General features: G+C 64.6%; 21 protein-coding genes. 4 read left to right on the top strand and 17 right to left on the bottom strand.

The window, feature by feature from the left end; genetic code table 11:
* Nucleotides 1-141: 141 nt before the first annotated feature.
* A complete protein-coding gene (locus D619_RS0108780) occupies nucleotides 142-1590 on the bottom strand; it encodes a dihydrolipoyl dehydrogenase (protein ID WP_026090875.1) in 1449 nt (482 codons plus the stop codon).
* 278 nt (nucleotides 1591-1868) lie between these two features.
* Here D619_RS0108780 and D619_RS0108775 point away from each other — a divergent pair, with 278 nt between their 5' ends.
* On the top strand, nucleotides 1869-2477 hold the full coding sequence (locus D619_RS0108775; protein WP_017668212.1) for a cytochrome P460 family protein: 609 nt from the start codon (nucleotides 1869-1871) through the stop codon (nucleotides 2475-2477).
* Nucleotides 2478-2649: 172 nt separating this feature from the next.
* A complete protein-coding gene (locus D619_RS0108770) occupies nucleotides 2650-3273 on the top strand; it encodes a DJ-1/PfpI family protein (protein WP_033373305.1) in 624 nt (207 codons plus the stop codon).
* Between the two features lie 31 nt (nucleotides 3274-3304).
* Here the strand turns inward: D619_RS0108770 and D619_RS16950 are convergent, their stop codons facing one another.
* The 10 genes from D619_RS16950 to D619_RS0108720 all read right to left on the bottom strand — a co-directional run bounded on the left by D619_RS16950 (nucleotide 3305) and on the right by D619_RS0108720 (nucleotide 9697).
* The gene (locus D619_RS16950) at nucleotides 3305-3829 is read right to left on the bottom strand and encodes a glutathione binding-like protein (protein ID WP_017668210.1); all 525 of its coding nucleotides are present in this window, start codon (nucleotides 3827-3829) and stop codon (nucleotides 3305-3307) included.
* Between the two features lie 116 nt (nucleotides 3830-3945).
* Entirely contained in the window at nucleotides 3946-4122 is a 177-nt protein-coding gene (locus D619_RS18075; protein WP_020480437.1) for a hypothetical protein, read from the bottom strand.
* Complete coding sequence (locus D619_RS16180; RefSeq protein ID WP_193743280.1) at nucleotides 4119-4466, bottom strand: hypothetical protein; 348 nt, start codon at nucleotides 4464-4466, stop codon at nucleotides 4119-4121. Before D619_RS16180 ends, D619_RS18075 begins: the two co-directional genes overlap by 4 nt.
* Nucleotides 4467-4471: 5 nt before the next feature.
* Nucleotides 4472-4696, bottom strand: a complete 225-nt coding sequence (locus D619_RS0108750) for a hypothetical protein (RefSeq protein WP_017668206.1) — start codon at nucleotides 4694-4696, stop codon at nucleotides 4472-4474.
* A 25-nt stretch (nucleotides 4697-4721) separates the two neighbouring features.
* On the bottom strand, nucleotides 4722-5186 hold the full coding sequence (locus D619_RS0108745; protein ID WP_026090874.1) for a nuclear transport factor 2 family protein: 465 nt from the start codon (nucleotides 5184-5186) through the stop codon (nucleotides 4722-4724).
* A 232-nt stretch (nucleotides 5187-5418) separates the two neighbouring features.
* Nucleotides 5419-6000, bottom strand: a complete 582-nt coding sequence (locus D619_RS0108740; protein WP_026090873.1) for a pyridoxamine 5'-phosphate oxidase family protein — start codon at nucleotides 5998-6000, stop codon at nucleotides 5419-5421.
* Nucleotides 5997-6629 carry a DJ-1/PfpI family protein gene (locus D619_RS0108735; protein ID WP_017668203.1) on the bottom strand — a complete coding sequence of 211 codons (633 nt, stop codon included), beginning with the start codon at nucleotides 6627-6629 and terminating at the stop codon, nucleotides 5997-5999. The genes D619_RS0108740 and D619_RS0108735 overlap by 4 nt, the downstream gene beginning before the upstream one ends.
* 11 nt (nucleotides 6630-6640) lie before the next feature.
* Nucleotides 6641-8704 carry a pyridoxamine 5'-phosphate oxidase family protein gene (locus D619_RS0108730; RefSeq protein ID WP_017668202.1) on the bottom strand — a complete coding sequence of 688 codons (2064 nt, stop codon included), beginning with the start codon at nucleotides 8702-8704 and terminating at the stop codon, nucleotides 6641-6643.
* 59 nt (nucleotides 8705-8763) lie between these two features.
* On the bottom strand, nucleotides 8764-9381 hold the full coding sequence (locus tag D619_RS0108725; protein WP_026090872.1) for a glutathione S-transferase: 618 nt from the start codon (nucleotides 9379-9381) through the stop codon (nucleotides 8764-8766).
* Nucleotides 9382-9490: 109 nt separating this feature from the next.
* Nucleotides 9491-9697 carry a hypothetical protein gene (locus tag D619_RS0108720; protein WP_017668200.1) on the bottom strand — a complete coding sequence of 69 codons (207 nt, stop codon included), beginning with the start codon at nucleotides 9695-9697 and terminating at the stop codon, nucleotides 9491-9493.
* 80 nt (nucleotides 9698-9777) lie between these two features.
* Here D619_RS0108720 and D619_RS0108715 point away from each other — a divergent pair, with 80 nt between their 5' ends.
* Nucleotides 9778-10674, top strand: coding sequence for a LysR family transcriptional regulator (locus tag D619_RS0108715; RefSeq protein WP_026090871.1), 897 nt, complete (start codon nucleotides 9778-9780; stop codon nucleotides 10672-10674).
* Here D619_RS0108715 and D619_RS0108710 read toward each other — a convergent pair.
* The 5 genes from D619_RS0108710 to D619_RS0108690 form a co-directional block, all read right to left on the bottom strand.
* Nucleotides 10671-11117 (bottom strand): DoxX family protein, encoded by a 447-nt coding sequence (locus D619_RS0108710; RefSeq protein ID WP_017668198.1) that lies wholly within the window; start codon nucleotides 11115-11117, stop codon nucleotides 10671-10673. The two genes, D619_RS0108715 and D619_RS0108710, sit on opposite strands and share 4 nt — an antisense overlap.
* Nucleotides 11114-11857 (bottom strand): DNA-binding domain-containing protein, encoded by a 744-nt coding sequence (locus tag D619_RS16175; RefSeq protein ID WP_017668197.1) that lies wholly within the window; start codon nucleotides 11855-11857, stop codon nucleotides 11114-11116. The genes D619_RS0108710 and D619_RS16175 overlap by 4 nt, the downstream gene beginning before the upstream one ends.
* Complete coding sequence (locus D619_RS0108700) at nucleotides 11857-12747, bottom strand: DUF692 domain-containing protein (RefSeq protein ID WP_017668196.1); 891 nt, start codon at nucleotides 12745-12747, stop codon at nucleotides 11857-11859. The genes D619_RS16175 and D619_RS0108700 overlap by 1 nt, the downstream gene beginning before the upstream one ends.
* Nucleotides 12748-12751: 4 nt before the next feature.
* Nucleotides 12752-13051: a DUF2282 domain-containing protein gene (locus tag D619_RS0108695; protein ID WP_017668195.1), complete on the bottom strand. Its 300-nt coding sequence runs from the start codon at nucleotides 13049-13051 to the stop codon at nucleotides 12752-12754.
* A 77-nt stretch (nucleotides 13052-13128) separates the two neighbouring features.
* Nucleotides 13129-13629, bottom strand: a complete 501-nt coding sequence (locus D619_RS0108690; protein ID WP_017668194.1) for a YHS domain-containing (seleno)protein — start codon at nucleotides 13627-13629, stop codon at nucleotides 13129-13131.
* A 286-nt stretch (nucleotides 13630-13915) separates the two neighbouring features.
* Here D619_RS0108690 and D619_RS0108685 point away from each other — a divergent pair, with 286 nt between their 5' ends.
* A complete protein-coding gene (locus tag D619_RS0108685) occupies nucleotides 13916-14518 on the top strand; it encodes an outer membrane beta-barrel protein (protein ID WP_017668193.1) in 603 nt (200 codons plus the stop codon).
* Nucleotides 14519-15176: 658 nt separating this feature from the next.
* Here D619_RS0108685 and D619_RS18430 read toward each other — a convergent pair.
* Nucleotides 15177-15296 (bottom strand): Arm DNA-binding domain-containing protein, encoded by a 120-nt coding sequence (locus D619_RS18430; protein ID WP_017668191.1) that lies wholly within the window; start codon nucleotides 15294-15296, stop codon nucleotides 15177-15179.
* Between the last annotated feature and the right edge of the window lie 230 nt (nucleotides 15297-15526).

The raw sequence follows: 15526 nt of genomic DNA, 5'->3' as shown, positions 1-15526 counted from the left end.
CTGGCCCACGATGGCAGCGCTCGCGCCCCGGACTTGCCAGATCAGCCCGTCCGCAACCGGCCCTGGGACGTCCATGGCTCGGGTTCTGCACGAACATATGCCTCTTCGGGAGCAGGCAATCGCGCTCAGGTTCGTAGTCGATCAGGCCGCTGCTCGGCAGTCGAGACAAGGGCGATGGGCCGGGGACTTTTCGTGCATCGCATCGCGCGCTGCCCGCAGCGCGGTGCGAACCCCTTCCTCGATGACCGGGTGATAGAACGGGCTGTCGAGCATCTGCTGGACTGAACGATCTGCTTCGATCGCCCAGGCCAGCAAATGTGCAATATGTTCAGCGGCAGGGCCGGCCATTTCTGCTCCGAGGAATTTTCCGGTTTCGGGGTGCGCATAGAGTGCGAGCTTTCCGATGTTGCGCCCCGCCACCCGGGCGCGACCTTGCCCGGTGAAATCGACCGTGCCCGTGATGAATCGTGCCCCGGCCTTGGTCAGCTGGGCGTGGCTTTGCCCGACCATGGCGATCTGCGGGTCGGAAAAGACAACGCCGATTGGCGTGCGGCGATGGCGGGGCGCCACGTCGGGAAAGCGTGCGGCATTCTCCCCGGCGATCCGCCCGGCATCCGACGCTTCATGCAGCAGCGGCGCATCGGGCGCGGCATCGCCGGCCAGGAAGATGCGGCTCTCGCCGATCCGGGCGGTGCGACGATCCCAGCCCACCGGGGTGCCGCGCTCGTCTAGCTTTATGCCGGCATGTTCCAGACCGAGCCGATCGAGGTTGGGCTGGCGGCCGGTGGCGGCGATCAGATAGTCGAAGCGTTCCTCCACGTCCTGGCCATCAATGCGTTCGGCCACGACCACTTGGTCTCCCTGGCGCTCGACAGCAGCAACCTGCGCTGCAGGCGAGAAGCGATACTCCGCGGCGTAGGCAGCAAGCGCCGCCGCCGCGACATCAGGGTCCGTCAGCGGACCAACGCGGCCGCTCCGCCCGAACAGCTTGACCCGCACGCCCAACCGGTGGAGCGCCTGGGCAAGTTCCAGCCCGATGACGCCATTGCCAAAGACCGCGACGGATGATGGCAGATCATCCCAATAAAACACGTCGTCGTTGATGATGAGCCGATCCCCCAGCGCATTCCACGCCGACGGCCAGACCGAGCGCGAGCCGGTCGCAATCACCACGCGCCCGGCTTCGATTTCGGTTCCATCGTCCAGAATCAGACGGCCAGGCGCAACGAAGCGCGCCGAACCCCGGATCTTGTGCGCCTCTGGCCAGCCTTCGACGTCCTCCACAACGAAGCCGACGAACCGGTCGCGCTCGGCGCGAAGCCGGGCCATCACGGCCTTGCCGTCGACTTCTGGCTGCGCGACCTTGATGCCGAACCGGCCCGCGTGCTGGACGTGATGCGCCGCTTCGGCCGCCGCGATCAGCAACTTCGACGGCATGCAGCCAACGCGGGCACAGGTCGTCCCGTAATGCCCCTCCTCGATCACCAGGATCGAGTCCGTGAATTGGCGTGCCGATTTGTAGGCGGACATGCCCGCGCTACCCGCACCAATGATGACGACGTCGGCTTTGATGGACCTGGTCTGTGGCATGACACTCTCGCTCGATCAGTTGATGGGCGAGAACTAGGCCTTCAGGAAAATATCAACAATCGCACAAAGATGAAACACTCTGTGCCGGAAATCGGAATAATAGACGCCAAACTCCCCTCCCGGGTGGACGGCTACTATTCCGGAAAACGGAATTCACCATTTCCAAATACGCTTATTTACCGGATTTGCCGCAACAATTAATCCACGATCCTGGTCTTGGACAAGAAGATCAAGGCGTGAAGCAATCAGATTCAAACAGATCGCTAGAAGATCGATCATTGTCGAACAACAATCAGGAAAATACCATGAAATATGGCCCAATTCTCATTGGCGCGGCTACTCTGATCGTCGCCGGTTTCGGGGCAGCTGCCTATACGAATTCATTGCCGGAAGCCGCGGCACGATACACGGCATCAGGCGATCTGATCTTCCCGAAAGACTATCGCGAATGGGTCTTCCTGACGTCGGGCGTGAACATGACCTACAGCGAGCAGGCCAGCGGAATGAACCATGATATGGTCGATAATGTCTTCGTGGACCCGGTTTCGTGGCAGGCGTTCAAGAAAACCGGCAAGTGGCCCGAAGGCACCATGTTGATCAAGGAACCGCGCATGGGTGCGCACGAGGGTTCGATCAGCAAGGGGGGCACGTTCCAGACCGAGGAGGTGTTTGGCCTTGAAGTTCACGTGAAGGATTCCAAGCGCTTCAAGGATGGATGGGCCTTCTTCGTCCACAGCGACGGCCAGCCCGCACAAATGATCCCCGGCGATGCAGAGTGCTATTCCTGTCACAAGGCCAGTGGTGCCGTCGATACGACCTTCGTGCAGTTCTATCCCACGGCGAAGCCTGTCGCGGTGAAGGCTGGCACCTTCGACGCCGCGAAGTAGCAGGCCGGCAAGGGCCGGGGGTGACGTACGCCCCGCAAATGATCGGTTGGCAGCTTCACGACCAGATCGGAATCGTGCGCTGTCCGGTGGCATTGGCCAACTGTCATGTTTTGGTTGTAGCTTGACATCAGCGCAGGGGGGCAGACGTTCGTGTCTGTCAGTGGGGGTGCTGATGCAAAAGCTGGTGCTGATCCTGCTGTCCAATGGCTTTGAAGTCATGGAGGCGGGCTGTTTCACCGAGGTCTTCGGCTGGGCCTCGATCTACGGCGATGTTCGTTTTGACCAGCTTTCGGTCGGGCTACGCAGCCCGGTCAGGTCCACCTTCGGGTTCGACGTGATCCCCGAAGCGCTGTTGGGTGACATTCAGGCCGAGGATTTCGACGCCCTGGTCATTCCGGGCGGCTTTGGTGATGCCGGCTTCTATGAAGAGGCGCTGTCCGAACCCTTCCTCGAGATCATCCGGAATTTCGACAAGCGGCAGGCGCCGATTGCGGCGGTCTGCGTGAGTGGCTTGTCGCTCGGCGCGGCCGGCGTGCTCAGCGGCAAGCGCGCAACCGTCTATCATCAGATCGGCGGCACGCGGAAGGCCGAGCTGGAAGGCTATGGCGCCATTTTCGTGGACGAGCCGCTGGTCATTGACGGCCATCTGATGACATCAACCGGGCCAGGCACCGGCATCGAACTGGCCTTGAAGCTTCTGGAACGCCTGTCTTCACCGGCGTTTGCGCAGGAGCTGCGCCTGCGCATGCGCGTGCCGACCCCTGATCCCGCCTGGTTTCACGGCGCGCAGGTGTGAACGGCCGCTCTGGCAGCACCCGGGTGCCGGCTCAGGCGAGGCTCTGCAGCCCACGCACGGTGGCGGGGCGCTGGGCGATCCGATCGACCCAGGCGCGCAAGGCGGGAAAATCCTTGAGGTCAAAGCCCGCATAACCGGCACTGCGGATCCACGAGAAATGCGCGATGTCGGCAATCGAGTAGGATTCGCCATTGAGCCAGTCCGCTTCGTGCAAGCGCGCTTCGACCAGCCCGAGATAACGGCCAGCCTCACCAACGAAGCGACCAAGGGCGTAAGGATCAGGCGACGGCAGCGACCGGAAATGCCCGGCGTTGCCCATCATCGGCCCCAGCCCCGCCACTTGCAGAAACAGCCAGCTGAGTGTTTGCCCGCGCGCCGCCGGCGTGGTGCCCAGCAGGCCGCCATAGGTCTGGGCGAGATAGAGCAGGACCGCACCGGATTCGAAGATGGTGACAGGCTGGTTCCCGCCATCATGGTGCCGGATGGCCGGGATCCGGGCGTTGGGATTGATCTGCAGATAATCGGCCGAACGCAGATCGGGCGAACCCAGGGCCATTTTCCGGATCGTTTAGGGAACGCCCAGTTCCTCCAGCGCGATCGGCACCTTGATGCCATTGGGGGTGTTGGCGGTGAAGACTTCGATCATGGCATGTTCCTTTGGTGAGGCGGGGATCACATCATCCGCATGATCGATTCCATCAGCGGCAGTTCGCAGCGGATGGATTGCAGCACCGATGCCGCCCAATCGTCGGTCGGGCCAGCGTCCTGCGGCGGGCAGGGCGCAGCCGGCGCCCGCCGCGGTGCCAGCAGGCGGGCAGCAAGCGTGGTGAGCGGAGCGATGGTCATCATGGGATCTCCGTTGCGGTGCAGGCCAGGGCGGCCATGGCGTGGATGGCTTCGATCTCATCGTCGGCAAGGCCATCGCGGCGCGCCTTGGCGGCGAACGGCGAGGCGAGCAGCTCCTTGATCGGCGTGAGTGCCGAGCCCAGGGTGCAGGCCAGCGCCACGGCGGCCTGGGCGCGCCGGTCAAAGCAGCGGCGGCCGCGCGCGGCATCAATCTCGGCGCCTGAAAGCCCGGCGGCGCGAGCCGTGCATTCCTGCGTCGCCCGCACCTGGGCACAGCCAGCCGCACTGGTCAGCGCCAGTTCGACCTGGATACGGATGCGATCATCCAGCAGGATTGGCGTGGGCATTTCGGTCACCGGTGCAGCCTGGTCGGGCAATCCCGCCACCAGATTTCCAACAGCGGCAGCAGGATGGCGCTGAACAGCAGAACGAAGAAGACAGCCTGAAGCCGGAAGGCCGCGACGCCATCACCAAGGCTGAAGGCAAAGCCGCCAAAGCCAAGGATGGCGGCAAAGGCGAGCGCATAACGCAGCAGCCAGGGCTTGTCGTCGGCCAGACAGGTTGAACGCATCTTCATGGGGAGTCTCCGGCAGAAAGGGGCGTCAGAAGCCGAAGTCGCTCAGGCCCGGATGATCATCGGGGCGGCGACCCAGCGGCCAGTGGAACTTGCGATCCGCGGCACTGATCGGGTGTTCATTGATGCTGGCGATGCGGCGTCGCATCAGGCCATCGCCGTCGAACTCCCAATTCTCGTTGCCGTAAGCGCGGAACCATTGCCCGCTGTCGTCGTGATATTCATAGGCAAAGCGCACCGCGATGCGATTGCCATCGTGGGCCCAGAGTTGCTTGATCAGGCGGTAATCCAGCTCGCGCGCCCATTTGCGGGTGAGCAGGGCCTCGATCTCGGCGCGGCCCGTGACGAATTCGGCGCGGTTGCGCCAGCTGCAATCCGGCGTGTAGGCCAGCGCGACACGTGCGGGATCGCGGCTGTTCCAGCCATCTTCGGCCAGCCGGACCTTTTCGGCGGCACTGGCGAGCGTGAAGGGGGGCAGAGGCGGGCGGGTCATCATGTGTCTCCAGGTGAAGGGCGGGCGGGGCTATGGAGGGTCGCCCCGCCCGCCACGACGTCCGGCAGTGCATGATGGGCCCGGGGAAGCCGATCATGGTGCCCGGAACCTCGTTCAGGCTGTTGGTGTTTGGGGCCCACCACCGCGGCGGGCCCGATGAAGTGGCTATGCACCGGCGCGGGCTGCGGCAGAATGGCGGAAAAACGGAATATATTATTCCATTTTGCGGAATTCAGCGGCGTGCGGCCAGTTCGGCTTCGAGCGCTGCGATGCGGGCGTCTTTCGCGGCCAGCGCAGCGGCCACATCGGCGGCGGGGAACAGCTGCGGGATGTGGGCCGGGCAGTTCGGATCCCAGGCGGTGACGGTGAACAGCATGGCTGATTCCGCCCGCAGCTTTGCGCCGGCCGGCAGCAGCGAAGCGATCAGCGCCGGATCATCCTCCACCACCCGCAGCGTGCCCCAGATCTTGACGCGCTGCCGCCGGGCATAATCCATCACGAAAATGAAGGCCTTGGGGTTTTCGGCGAAATTCCCAGTGGAGACATATTGGCGATTGCCGCGCAGATCGGCGAAGCCCAGCGTGTGTTCGTCGATCACGTGCAGGAAGCCCTTGGGGCCGCCGCGATGCTGGATATAGGGCTGGCCATCGGCGCTGGCGCTGGCGAGGTAGAAACTGTCGCGCGCGGCGATGAAGGCGGCCAGGTCTTCGTCGATGGCGCACGCCATTTCCATGCCGGCATAGATGGCGCGCGAACCCTTGCGCGCCTGCACGGCCTTGACCGCCGGCGTGAAGGCAACATCGGTCGGGCTCATGTTGGCGGCACCTGCGGGCTCGTCCACCACGACGGCGCCGGCCATGGCACCCGCATCAGATCGCGGATGCGCGCGCTGTTGCGTTCCGAGGTCAGGTCGGCGAGCAGGGTGAAGGCGACCTCGACCGCGGTGCCCGGCCCGGTGGAGCTGATCAGATTGCCATCCACCACCACGGCTTCATCGATGAAGTGGGCGCCATGGGATTCGAGCTGGGCGCGGCGCTTGCCGCCGGCCTGATGATAGGTGGTGGCAACGCGGCCTTCGAGCACGCCGGCTGCGCCCAGCGCCAGCGCGGCGACGCACACCGATGCCACCGCCTGCTGGCGCCCGGCAAAGTGGCGGATGACGGCGAGGAACGGTTCGGACAGGGCATCGGTGTAGAAGCCGGCGCTGCCAAAGCCGCCCGGCACCGCCAGCGCATCGAAACTGTCGAGATCAAGATCGGTGACCAGCGCATCAGGGATGACCGAAAAGCCGAATGTCGCCTTCAACGGCGAGCGCAGGCCGGCCGACACCAGTTCGATCGGTTCGTCGCCATCGATATTGGCCCAGCCCAGCACGTCGGTGAAACCGGCGGCCTCCATCGGTTCGAACCCGTCGGCGAGGAGCAGCAAGACACGTTTGGTCATCGGAAGGTCTTTCAGAGATCGAGGATCAGGCGGTCGCTGCCACCGCTGGCGCTGTCCGCCGGCATGGCGCAGCAGATCAGGGCTTCATCGGCGCCAACGCTGGCCGATGGTGGGGTTTCATAGGCCACGGCGCCGGCGATGATGCGGGTGCGACAGGTGCCGCAACTGCCGCCACGGCAGCTATATTCCGGTGCCAGGCCGCGGGCTTCGGCCAGATCGAGCAGGCTGCCGCTGCCCGGAGCCCAGCGCGCTTCCTTGGCCGAGGCGGCGAAGGCCACGGGCACCGGGGTTGCCGAAGGCTGGGCGGCGGGCGCGGCAGCGGCATCGACACGGCGGCGCATGGAGGCCGGGCCAAAGGCTTCGGCATGGATGCGGCCATCGGCGATGTTGAGATCGCGCAGCCCGTCATACAGCGCCTGCATGAACGGCGGTGGGCCGCACAGGTAGAAATCATGATCGTCAAAGCCGAGCAGCTGGCGCAGCAGCGCCATGTCGACCCGGCCGGCGACGTCATAATCCACCCCGGCCTGCGCGCCGTCGGTCGTGTCATCGAGCGTGCGGACCAGTCGCACCTTGCCTTCGGCGCGCGCCACCAGTTCGGCAATTTCCGCATCGAAGCCACGTTCGCTGCGGGTGCGCGCCGCCTGGATGAACATAGTGGGCCGCACCCGCCGCGTGCGCAGCCCTTCATAAACCACGTGACGCAGCATCGCGAGCATCGGCGTCACCCCGACCCCGGCACCGATCAGCACGGCGGGCCGGCGTTCGGCGGCATCAATGGTGAAATCGCCGGCAGGCGCGCGCGCCTCGATCAGATCCCCAACGCCAATCTGGTCGTGCAGAAATGCCGAAGCCAGGCCCTGCCGTCGCACACTGATGCGATAACCGCCGTCGGACGGCGCGGTTGACAGCGTGTAGGTGCGTATGACGGGCCTGGCTTCGCCCGCTATGGCAAGGCGGATGGGCAGATGCTGGCCGGCGCGGTGCGGGGTGATGCCGGCGCCATCGGCGGGTTCGAGGTGGAAGGAGCGGATCACCGCGCTTTCCTCGACAATGCGGGCGACGCGAAACGGCCGCCACTGCGTTGCCAGCGCCTGCGCCTGCAGCCGCGACGCCGCGTCTTCCCAGGAACCGGTCATCAACGAATTGGCCGACCAGTCGCGGAACGTCCAGCGCAGCGGCAGCGCCGCCGGGCGACGCACGACGATGCGCGGCCGGAAGCGCCACAGCCGCTCGGCGCCCTGGAAGGCGGCGATTTCGGGGGATTGAAGGATCACCTCGGCTTCGCCGGTCATTTGGAGCAGGTCGCCGCTGGCGAAATCAACGAAGGTCAGCCCGGCGCGCGGATTGAGCAGGAAATTGCCCAGCGTGTTGAAGTGCAGATTGCCGGCGAAATCCGGAATGGTGAGCGCGCCATCGGCATCGATGCGCACGAAGCCGGGCTTGCCGCCGCGATGCGAGGCATCAACCTGGCGGCCGGCGTCGCCATCCAGATAGGAGGCGACGAAGAAGGTATCGGCCGCGGCAATCATGGCGCGCGCGGCGGCGTCGAGATGATCCTGCCGCTCCACCATGCCCGGCGCCGTGGCGGGCTGATCGAGCATCTGCCAGTCGCGCAGCTGGATATATTGCGGGCAATTGCCGAAACTATGTTCGACATGGACGGCAAAGCCGGCTTCGCCCGTGCGGCGCACATGGCCGTTCATGCGGTTGCGGCGGCGGCTGTGCAGTTCGATGCCGAGCAGGCCGATGGCATCGCCATTATTCAGGCCAGCGTTGGCCGGATCGGCGGCGTCGCGTGGCAGCGCGAAGGCCAGGGTGCGCGGATCGGGTGACTGTGCAAAGCCCGGCGCGCCGGTGAGCAGCGTGGCCCAGACATCACCGGCCGCATCGACGGCGCCGGCGACCAGGAACGGCAGCTGCGCGAAGAAGGTGCGGTGCTGATCGGGCATGTGATCGCGGATGACCTTCTGGCCGGCAATCGCCATGCGTTCGGCAACGCCCAGGCCTTGCTGGAGCGTGATTTCGCCGGCGTGCCAGGGGGAGGGCATTTCGATCGAACCATGGCCGGCCATCACGCGCGCCTTTCAGCAGAGCCCCGGGGCCGGCATGGCCAGCCCCGGGGGATGGGGGTTCAGGCGGCGGCCGACAGGCCAACCGGTGTGCTGACGAAGGGCACGAAGCCCGGCAGCGCTTCGATGCGCTTCAGCCAGCCCTGCACGGCCGGATAGGCATCGAGGCTGACATTGCCTTCCGGCGCGCGCGCGATGTAGCTGTAGAGCGCGACATCGGCGATGGTCGGGTGGCTGGCGGCGATCCAGTCGCGGCTCACGAGTTCGGCTTCCAGGATCTTCAGGATGGCATGGGCGCGGGCGATGACTTCGTCGGCGTTGAAGCCGGCGCCGAACACGGTGATCAGGCGGGCCGCGGCCGGACCAAAGGCGATCTGGCCGGCGGCAACCGAAAGCCAGCGTTGCACGGCAGCACCGCCAACGGGATCGGCCGGCAGCCAATCACTCTTGCCGAACTTCTTGGCGAGATAGATCAGGATGGCGTTGGCATCGGCGATGATCACGCCATCATCTTCCAGCACCGGTACCTGGCCGAAGCGGTTGAGGGCGAGGAAGGCCGGCGCCTTGTGGGCACCCTTGGCCAGGTCGACTTCGACCAGTTCGAAATCGGCACCGATCAGCGACAGGAACAGCCGGGCGCGGTGGGCGTGGCCGGAAAGCGGGTGGTAGTGGAGCTTCATGATCATGGGTCCTTTGCGAGGGATTGGTTCAGCTTCAGTGGGGCGTGCCGAACGGGGAGAAGAGTGGGGGGAAAGCCCGGCGGGCAGAAGCTTCGAACGCGACAAGTGACTATTGCGTTATGTGGAATGATCCCGGCCCGCGATGGCGGACAACGTTGATGGCCAGCGCCGCCAGCGGCGGAATCGCAGTGGAAACCGAGCCGCCGGCGGCAGCGGTGATGATGATGGCCTGAATGTGGGTCGCCAGCTGCCAGACCCGGTGGAGGGAGGCAGGGGCGCCATCGCTATGCAGCTGGTGGGTGAGGGCGTGGATCATGGCCCACTTGGTAATTTCATTTGCCAGGCGGCAGAATTGCGATAATCGGAAATGGATTGTTCCGTTTGGGGGAATGAACAATGTCACGATTGCACGCCATGCAGGTGTTTGTGCGCGTCGCCGAAACCGGCGGCTTTGCCGAGGCCGCGCGCCAGCTGAACATGAGCCCGCCCGCCGTCACCCGCGCGGTGGCCAGCCTGGAGGAACTGATCGGCAGCCGGCTTCTGACCCGCACCACCCGCACCGTGAAGCTGACCGAGCCGGGCGCACGCTATTTCGAGGATTGCCGCCGCATCCTGGCCGACATTGCCGAAGCCGAAGCCGCCGCATCGGGTTCCTACACCACGCCCACCGGCACGCTCAGCGTCACCGCGTCGGTGTTGTTCGGCAACAATTACATCATGCCGATCCTGCGCGAGTTTCTGGATGCCAATCCGCAGGTGAGCGGCCGCGCCATCTTTGTCGATCGGGTCGTCAACATCGTCGATGAAGGCATCGATGTGGCCATCCGCATCGGCCATCTGCCCGATTCAAGCTACAGTGCCATCAGAGTTGGCACGGTGCGCCGGGTGGTGTGCGGATCGCCGGCCTATTTCGATCGTCACGGCGTGCCGCAGCACCCAGCCGATCTGGCGGGCCACCGCATCATTGCCTCGACTGGTTCCTGGTCGTCGCTGGACTGGCGGTTCGGCAAGGATGAGAAGATCGGCGTGACCGTCACGCCGCGGCTGTCGTGCAGCACCTATGAAGCGATCGTGGCGGCGGCCGCGCAAGGCTGGGGGCTGGCGCGGCCCTTGTCGTACCAGATTGCCGCCCAGCTTGAATCGGGTTCCTTGCAGACCGTGCTGTCGGATTACGAGCTCGAGCCCCTGCCCGTCCACGTCGTCCACCCGGAAGGCCGGCGGGCGTCGGCCAAGGTGCGGGCCTTTGTCGATCTCGTCGTCGAACGGCTGCGCGCCGATCGGCACATCAATTAGTCCCGCTTGCGGAACAGCAGGTGATCCAGCGACAACGTGCCCGGCCCGCCTGTCGCCACCGCCAGCGCCAGCGCGAACCAGCCGAGATGGGTGGCGAACAGCGCATCGGGATAGACAAAGATCTGGATGACCAGCGTCATTCCGAACAGCGCCAGTGCTGACAGGCGGGTGGCAAGGCCGACCACCAGCAGGATCGGGAACAGATGTTCGGCATAAGTGCCAAGCTGCGCCGCCAGTTGGGCGGACAGCAACGGCAGCTGATATTCTTCTTCGAACAGGAAATAGGTGTCGTCTGAAATGGTCAGCAGCCCTTCGATCTTGGTACGGCCCGATGACCAGAAGATGCCGGCGAGACCGAAGCGCAACACAAGTTGCGCCAGGCTGGATGGCACGCGGTCCAGCAGTGTGGGCAGGGTGCGGAAGAGAGCGGGAGCGGTGGTCATGGCAGGGTTCCTTCGTGGCAAGTTGTGATCAATGCGCCAGCCTGCAGAAGCTGCAGGACGTGCAGCAGGGCAGCGCCGGCGGTGTCAGGGTCGGGCAGGGCGAGCAGTGCGGATTCAAGGCTTTCGGCGGTCAGCAGCGCCGCCAGAAACGTGTTTGTGTCGGCATCGATTGGCGTGTTCAGCACGACATCGCCGGAGCGGTGCACCAGCGCAGTTTCCGGTTGCCAGTCTTCCACCGGCACTGCCGTTTCCGGCTGGTTGGCCGCCCAGATCGCCAGCACAGGATGATCGGACTGGATCAGGGTGGCGGATGGGTGCAGCACAATACGGTGCGGCAGCAGCGCGGCCACGGCGTCGGCACCGTCCAGTGGCGGCGATGCGTGATCGGCGGCGTGCCAGGCGCGCACGCGGGCATATTCCAGCCGCGCGACATCGGCCAGGAACGGCAGGCTCTCCGCCGGTTCGAAGGCGGCGATGAAATCGGCCAGATCGGCGCCATAGTCGGCCAGCATGGGGACACGCGGCGGCGACTGGAAAATGAAGCGCGCGGCCATCGCGGCAAAGAAGGGCTCCCCCACCAGGCGCTGGACCACCGGGAAGGTCTTGGCCAACGCGGCGGTGAGGCTGGCGACATGGTTGCGCTGGTAGATGGTGAAACGGCCGCCTGCGGCGCTGACGAACATCGGCTGCACGCCATCGGGGGTGCGCACGGCGATGGAAAAGGATTTCAGCGGCGTCATCACGCGGCCTTTCTGGCGTGGCGGGCAAGAATGGCGGCGGCCTGCGCCACTTCGGCGGCGACTACGGCAAAGGCGGGAATGTCGTTGTCGCGCTCGATCAGGGTCGGCAGCGGGCCGGCGCGGGCGATCACGTCGGCATAATGCAACCACACTGGCTCGGCGATGGCTTCGCCATGGCTGTCGATCAGCAGGCGTTGCCCGGCGTCGTCGCGGGTTTCACTGTGGCCAGCAAGATGGATCTCGCCGACCAGCGCCAGTGGGAAACGCTGCAGATAGGCCTGCGGGTCCCAGCCGTGATTGACCGATGAAACGACGGCATTGTTGATGTCGAGCAGCAGGCCGCAGCCTGTGCGGCGGGCGATCTCTGCCAGGAAATCGATTTCATCCCAGTCGCTTGCCGCGTGGCTGACATAGGTGGACGGGTTTTCGAGCAGCAGCCGCATGCCCAGCGCCGATTGCGCTTCATCGACATGATCGGCGACGCGCGACAATGTCGTCGCGTCATAGGCGATCGGCAGCAGATCGTTGAAATAGATGCCGTCGTGGCTGGCCCAAGCCAGATGTTCGGAAAAACTGGCGGGCCGGGTGCGATCGATGATGCGGCGCAGGCGCTGCAGATGCGCCGGGTCCAGCGGTTCCTCACCGCCCAGCGACAGCGCGACGCCGTGCAGGGAGATCGGATATTGGCTCGCCAGCTGGTCGAGCAGGGCCAGCGTCGGGCCGCCTTCGCTCATGAAATTTTCGGCGTGAATCTCGATGAAGCCGAGCCGGCCTGCACGGCCAAGCACCTCATCGAGATGTTCGCGGTGCAGGCCGAGCCCCGCAGACGGCGGCAGGCCCAATTCAGCCGCAGGCGGCAAACGCAGCGGGGAAGAGGCGGCGGCCGTCATTGGATCAGCGGCGCTTGGCGTGGGTATAGGCCGCCAGCTGACCGTGACCGGTGGGGGAGGTCTTCGACACCATGGTGGTGCAGGTGCCGGCCGGCACCAGTTTCCAGGCGTTGCCCTGGTAATCGACCTTGGACGTGCCGGAGCAGGACGTGCCGGGCCCGGCGGCGCAATCATTGTAGCCTGCCAGCGACACGCCAAAGCATTTTTCGCGGGCGGGCTTGTCGGCAGCGGCAGCGGTGGTGGCAAGGCCAGTTACCGCTGTGGCCAGCGCGCCGGCCAGGAAGGCGGAACGGGAGATATCCATCGGATTTTCCTTGGGGGTGGCGGCCGGCTTGCGCCGGCCGCCAGGGGGAGAGGTCAGTTGGCGATCAGTTCAGCGCCTCAGTTCAGCGCCTCCGGGGCCTTGTCCTTGATCGCCGGCCAGTTTTCGTTGGCCTTCACCAGGTTGCCGGGGATGTCGCGCTGCCAGGCGACCGAAACCTCCTTGTTGACGTTGAGGTAGAGCTTGCCGTCGACGATCTTCCAGACCTTGGGATCGCCATCGAGCTTCTTTTCCAGCGCCACGCCCATGGCGCAGAAGCCGCCGAAGCCCGGCGCATAGGCGGCGGGATTGGCCTGGAAGGCCTTCAGATTGGCGGCGCTGGCGAACTGGTAACGTGCGCCTTCATAGGTGGTGGTGTGGCTGGCATTGCCGACGCGCGGCTTGCCTTCGGTGAAATAGGCCACCACGTCATAACCATGGACGGCGATGCCGGCGGTATCTGTGTTCACCGCGGAAGCGGAGGTGGGCACCAGGGCGAAAGCCGGCGAGGTGGCGGCGCTCATGGCGCCAACGCTGAGGCCGATGGCGGCCAGTGCGGTCAGGATGGTCCTCGTGTTCATGTCATTGTCTCCTTTGGGGTTCGCCGTGAGGGGATCGGGAAGAGTGGCGAGCCGTTGGTCTGTGGGTGCCAGCTCGTCCGGCACCCCCAACAACTAGGCCTTGATGCCCGACGGATTAATGGCCGAAATTCGAAATGGATTGTTCCGGCAGGCGGAACGGAGCGTCGTCCCCACCATTTCGCGAAATGGAACAGTATCTTCCGTGTTTGCCCGATTATCATAAAAGATCGGCGGGTTCATTTGGACGGCATCCGGATCCCCCGGAGCCAACCAAAGGAACTGCACCATGACCACCAAGTTCCGTTCCGCGCTGCTGGCGCTTGCCGTTGCCACCACCGCCATCGCCGCGCCGGCCGCTGCCGAAAGCTTCAACGGCCCCTTCGTCGGCATCACCGCTGGCTATAATCACGACAAGGTCGGCCCCGGCCTCGAAGGCGCCGCCCCGCTCAATCGCAGCACCGATCAGGATGCCGCTGTGTTCGGCATCAATGCCGGTTACGACAAATTGATCGCCCGCCGCTTCGTGATTGGTGCCGAAGCTGCCTTCAGCATCGGCGCCGACGACACGCTTGCCGGTACGCGCGGCACCACCGCGGTGAGCATCGATCCGAAGCACGCCTTCGAAGTTTCGGCCCGCGCCGGTTATCTGGTGACGGAAAAGGCGCTGCTCTATGTGCGCGGCGGCTATGCCAATGTCCGCGTTCGCACCAGCACGGCGGCGGCAGCGTCGAGCGACAATCTCGATGCCTGGCTGGCTGGAGGCGGCATCGAATATGCCGTGACCAGGAACATCAACGCCCGGCTGGAATATCGCTACATCGACGCAGCCAGCAAGGGCGCCACCTTCGAACGCCAGCAAGTGCTGCTGGGCGCGTCGTACCGCTTCTGATTTCCGGCCGAGGCTGAAGATGTCCGACCGCTGGCGAGTCCCGCACTCGCTGGCGGTCGGCAATCAACGAACAGCGATCAAGTGCTGGAACGCCCAACACCGACCTGCATTGGCTTAATTTGTTCGAGACCAAATATGGCACCGTAACCTTCACCGCTGTATGGCGACAATGAGGGCGCGATGCGGAAGGATTAGCAGGGGGTACGATGTCACCCGTTGCGAACTGAGCGCCCTCATTGGCATCACTTCCGCCCTATTGCGGACGACATCGAGATGGTCCGTCCGCCATTGCGCCATCTCCACCCGCTCCGCCCAATGCGCGCCGCCGGGATTGTCCAGACCGCCTTGTCGAAATCGATCTCCGCCCATTCTGCTTTGCGGATTTCGCCAGGCCGCTGAAACATATGAGCCGTAAAGCGCAGCGCCAGCTGTGTTACCGGCTGACCGGCATGTGCATCGACCGCCCGCAAGAGCGCGCCAAAGTTATTGGCCGAAGCAAATTTCCGGGCGATGCGCGCCTCGCGCCTGGCTGCTGCTGGATCATTGCCGGCTTCTGCCGCCGTGCGGGCAGCGTCGCGACGGGCGCCGCCTCTTTCAAGCCAACATCAGGATGGCTGCCCAGCGCCAGCTTCCTTTCCTTGCCATCGATCCCATACTTTCATCGCCACAGCTTCGAACCGCTGGTCGTGACCAGCAGATAAAGCCCCTTGTCGTCAGCCAGCTTGCGATCGGCATCGCCGGACTTGGCCAACTTGATCATGGTATCTGTCAGCGCCATTGGTTCACACTCGCAGCCTGGCTGCAAGACCGCCCGGAAAGAGACCCCCGGAAAACTGCGGTTGCCGACGGATCACGGCGAACACAGGTGCTTACTGTGGCTAAACTCGCTGATTTTCAGGGTTTTTTCAATCCCCGGCGGCCGCTGGCGGCCGGGGTGATGGTGCCAGAAGAGGACTCGAAGCAATCATGTAAGTAATTGATAAACAATAATATTATGTTTTCTCTTCT

The organism is Sandarakinorhabdus sp. AAP62, assembly GCF_000331225.1.
In the GTDB taxonomy this organism is placed as follows: domain Bacteria; phylum Pseudomonadota; class Alphaproteobacteria; order Sphingomonadales; family Sphingomonadaceae; genus Sandarakinorhabdus.
This window is presented reverse-complemented; position numbering and strand designations above follow the sequence as displayed.